The organism is uncultured Cyclobacterium sp., assembly GCF_963976465.1.
Lineage (GTDB): Bacteria > Bacteroidota > Bacteroidia > Cytophagales > Cyclobacteriaceae > Cyclobacterium.
Window position 1 is genome coordinate 1 of the sequence record NZ_CAXBOC010000555.1, and the last position, 3,428, is coordinate 3,428.

Here is a 3,428-nt window from a genome sequence, read left to right on the forward strand (position 1 = left end):
GAGCCAAAACCTCCTGTAATAATTTTTCTTGCCAACAAATCCCTATAAGCAGGTTGTATTGGGTACCGCTTGGCGATGTCTTTAAAGGCCGGTCCTTTGGACTTTTTATCAATTTTGTGACAATCATAACATCCGGCATAGGCAATAAGCACTTCACCTTTTGCCAATACTTCTTCAGGTACATGTTCATCTTTTCCGGGTATTTTTCTTATATAATCCCGATAACGTTTTTCTCCATCAGAAAGTAGGTCTTCCTTTTTTTCTTTTTGATCACAAGCATACATCGAAAGACCTGAGATCAATAGGCTGACGATTAGCTTTCTGGCTACCATAGATTGGATCATCATCAAATCTAATATAAAAAGATAAAATTGTCTTTAAATTTTTTCTTATTTTTTTTTCTCGCATGTCAATCTACTGGCTGTTTATTTTTAAATTTGAGTATGAGGAGAATATTTAGATTAGATTTTATTTTGGCAGGTATTGCCTTTTTCTGTACGGCAAGTTCTTTACTTGCCCAGAATAAATTGGAAAAAAAAGTCAATGAAAGTGCTCTGGAAGTTGAGGAAAAAGTGATCGAGTGGAGGAGAGATTTCCATGAGCATCCGGAACTGGGGAATGCAGAAGTAAGAACAGCAGGAAAAATTGCGGCCCACTTGAAAGCTTTGGGTATGGAAGTTACCGAAGGGGTAGCCGTTACCGGTGTAGTTGGTGTCTTAAAAGGAGGGAAGCAGGGCCCAACAGTTGCATTAAGAGCTGATATGGATGCACTTCCAGTGACCGAACGGGTGGACGTTCCGTTTAAATCTCAAGTAATGACCACCTATAATGGGCAAGAAAGCGGTGTCATGCATGCTTGCGGACATGATTCCCATATGGCCATTTTGATGGGGGTTGCAGAAGTATTGACTGGTATGCAAAAAGACCTCAAAGGTACCGTTAAATTTATTTTTCAGCCTTCAGAGGAGGGTTTGGAAGACAAATCCATAGATACCTGGGGAGCCAAACAGATGGTAGAAGAAGGAGTGATGGAAGATGTTGATGTAATTTTTGGATTACATATTAATTCTCAAACGCCTTCCGGGGTAATTAAATACAAACCAGGACCAGCCATGGCGGCAGTGGATGAGCTTGAAATTACTGTAAAAGGACAACAGGCCCATGGCGCTTATCCCTGGTCTTCCATAGATCCCATTGTTACTTCTTCTCAGATTGTGATGGGATTGCAAACCATAGTAAGTAGAAATGTGAAAATTATTGAGATTCCGGCCATCGTAACCATAGGTGCTATCCATGGTGGGGTTAGACACAATATTATTCCCGAACAGGTGGATATGATAGGTACCATTCGTACTTATAGTCAACCGCAGCAGGAGTTGATCCATCGTAGGATAAGGGAGATTGGTGAAAATATCGCCAAAAGTGCAGGTGCAACGGCAGACATAAGTATAAAAAAAATGTATCCGGTAACCTATAATGATGAGGCTTTGACTGCTAAGATGCAACCTACCTTAGAAAGAGTTGCAGGTAAAGAAAATTTGTGGGTGCATGATCCGGTTACAGGAGCCGAAGATTTTAGCTTTTTTCAGCTTGAAAAACCTGGCTTATTTTTCTTTCTGGGAGGAATGCCGGAAACAGGAGATCCCGAAAAAGCTGCCTCTCACCATACCCCTGATTTTTACCTTGATGAAAGTGGTTTTGTGTTAGGAGTCAGGGCATTGTCGCAGCTGACATTAGACTATATGAACTTTTAAACCCAGTGTAATAGACCTAGATTTCTAACATTTGTCTCCTGTTGGGATATGATAATTGGGTTCAGTTTTTCAGGATTAATTTTGCTAGTAATCTCTAAACCATCAGTTAAATCGTTTCTTAGAAGGAATAATTTTGAAATCAAGGTAGGAGTGAGTTAAATTACGGAAAGGGTAGCTATACCATCCTTTCCGTAATCACCTAGTAAAAATGTCAGAGACATGGATATTCCGGAGTTCTTTATGCTATTGATTAACTACATAAAATGGGAGGTTATGAGAAGTGTAATTGCCACTGTCATCTGATATATACACATAAATTCTGTATGGACCTTCGTTTTTTGGGGTCCTAAATTTCAGCGTAGATGCACTATCGGCTTCCATTAGGTAGCTCATGTTGTGTTGGTAATCATCAAGTTCATAAAACTTGGCCTCTTCAGGTCTTATTTCCCATTTAAATTTCAGGGCTGATAAATCATCAAAATCTGTTATAGGGCTGGCAGAATACAAGGAATCTGCAGTCAGGTATTGATTGCTTTGTCCGGGTCGGTCGTTAAAACTAATGTTAAAAATTTCCGGTAGATTGCTATGAAATGCTTCACCTTTCCAGAGACTTTGTATGTATTGTACAGTCTCTGAGTTCTCCCCTTCGGTAGAAAACTGGCTAAACCAAGTATTAGTAATCTCAAACTTATTCCCCCAGTAGAAGGCATAACTCCCTAAAAAAGAAGTGGTATCCTGATTCATTAATTCCCAATATTGTTGTAGAAAGTTAATTTTTTGCTTGGTGCTCAGCTCATAGGGTGCACCCCATGCTGTGTCTTTTACTTCCCAGTGACCAGGTACTCCCCATTCTTTGTATTTATAATTTTTATTGTCTTCAAAGAAGTGCTTGATCAATCCAAATCCATTATATCCTAATATATCGACATTTGGCATCAGGTATTTTCCTCGCCCTATCGTTTTGACATTTATAGCTGTCATGACGGGATGATTGGGATCTGTTTCTTTGATCATCTTGGCGATCCTGTTGATGGTATAATATATCAAATACCTTGACCCCCCTTTTAAGCTAACTTCATTGCCCACCCCCCACATCAGGAGCGCAGGATGGTTTTTGTATTTTTCTATAATAGGCTTTAATTCTTCTATTTTTTTATTGACTTCAAGAATATTCCAATATTTAAAATCTTCACCCCAATAAGGCCGACCAATTTCCAGTCCAAGGGTAACCGTTAAACCTAATGCTTCCGCTTTGTCCAAAATTTCACCCGCATTGTGTACGCTCCAGGTTCGAATAGAATTGCCCCCATAAGCTGAAACTTTTTCAAGATTATCAATGCCACTAGCCCCTTTTATAAAATAGGGGTTCCCGTTTCGGTAAAGTCGTGCTTTTCCTTCTGTGTACCTTACTTCCACTGCAGGAGAAATAGTTAAATCATTATCATATTTACAACTAATAAGTATTGCTAAAACACAAAAAATATAAAAATAAGTAAGTTTCGATTGTATTATTCTAATCATGATTTCTGTTGAGCTTAATTAAAATATTTGAAAGGTAAAAAAGATATGCCTTATCTTAATTTGTGCTGTAAATGTAAGTAAAAAATATTCAAATATAAAAAATTGCTTTTTAAATATAATTTAGTGTTATTTGCATTAAATAATAATTCTTAT

The 3,428-nt window shown here is 38.1% G+C and carries 3 protein-coding genes; 1 reads left to right on the plus strand and 2 read right to left on the minus strand.

Going from position 1 to position 3,428, the window contains the following annotated elements; translation table 11 throughout:
• Positions 1 to 347, minus strand: a 347-nt coding sequence (locus AAC037_RS22060; RefSeq protein WP_339905661.1) for a hypothetical protein, incomplete at its 3' end; no start/stop codon positions are given.
• A gap of 96 nt (positions 348 to 443) precedes the next feature.
• Here AAC037_RS22060 and AAC037_RS22065 point away from each other — a divergent pair.
• Entirely contained in the window at positions 444 to 1,754 is a 1,311-nt protein-coding gene (locus tag AAC037_RS22065) for an amidohydrolase (protein WP_339905663.1), read from the plus strand.
• A gap of 243 nt (positions 1,755 to 1,997) precedes the next feature.
• On the opposite strand, the gene AAC037_RS22070 is transcribed toward AAC037_RS22065, so the two are convergent.
• Complete coding sequence (locus AAC037_RS22070) at positions 1,998 to 3,275, minus strand: glycoside hydrolase family 2 TIM barrel-domain containing protein (protein ID WP_339905664.1); 1,278 nt, start codon at positions 3,273 to 3,275, stop codon at positions 1,998 to 2,000.
• Between the last annotated feature and the right edge of the window lie 153 nt (positions 3,276 to 3,428).

What these genes read in the sequence shown, in the direction of transcription:
- AAC037_RS22065 (WP_339905663.1), top strand. Translation starts at nt 444, where the DNA reads ATGAGGAGAATATTTAGATTAGATTTTATTTTGGCAGGTATTGCCTTT.
- AAC037_RS22070 (WP_339905664.1), bottom strand. Translation starts at nt 3,275, where the DNA reads ATGATTAGAATAATACAATCGAAACTTACTTATTTTTATATTTTTTGT.